Genomic DNA, 540 nt, shown 5'->3' with positions numbered 1-540 from the left:
CGCACCGAGCAGTGGCCGTTCGTGGCCCTGGACGGCACGCTCGTGCCGATCGCGCAGCTGCACGGACCGCGCAACCCGACCGGCGCCGAGTCCTGGTACTCCGGAAAGCACCACCGTCACGGCGCCAACATCCAGGTGCTATGCGACCCGACCGGCTACCCCGTGTGGGTCTCGGCGGCGAGCCCCGGGTCCACGCACGACATCACCGCGGCCCGCAGGTTCGTCCTGCCCGCGCTCTACCCCGCGGCCGCCGCCGGGACACCGACCCTGACCGACAAGGGCTACCAAGGCGCCGGTATCGGGATCCGGCACCCGCGCCGCCTCACGAGGGCCGCTCACGTCGATGACCTGTCCCGCGACAAGATCCTCATCTCCCTGCGAGCCGTTGCCGAACGCGGCAACGCACTGCTGAAGAACACCTGGCGAGCCCTACGCCTGATCACCCTCGACCCGAACCGCACCACCGAGATCACCGCAGCAGCCCTCGTCCTGCTCCACCTTCAACGAGGAACCGCCAAATCAGCCTGGTGAGAACACCTC

Annotated in this window: 1 protein-coding gene; it reads left to right on the top strand. The window is 69.4% G+C overall.

Translation table 11 applies throughout. From position 1 onward, the window contains the following. Positions 1 to 531 (top strand): transposase family protein (locus H9623_RS19155; RefSeq protein WP_193721585.1); only part of this gene is annotated, 531 nt, incomplete at its 5' end. Positions 532 to 540 lie beyond the last annotated feature (9 nt).

This window comes from Oerskovia douganii, assembly GCF_015142735.1.
GTDB classification, from domain to species: domain Bacteria; phylum Actinomycetota; class Actinomycetes; order Actinomycetales; family Cellulomonadaceae; genus Oerskovia; species Oerskovia douganii.
Note: the sequence above shows the minus strand (reverse complement) of the source record. Positions and strands in the feature narration are given on the sequence as shown.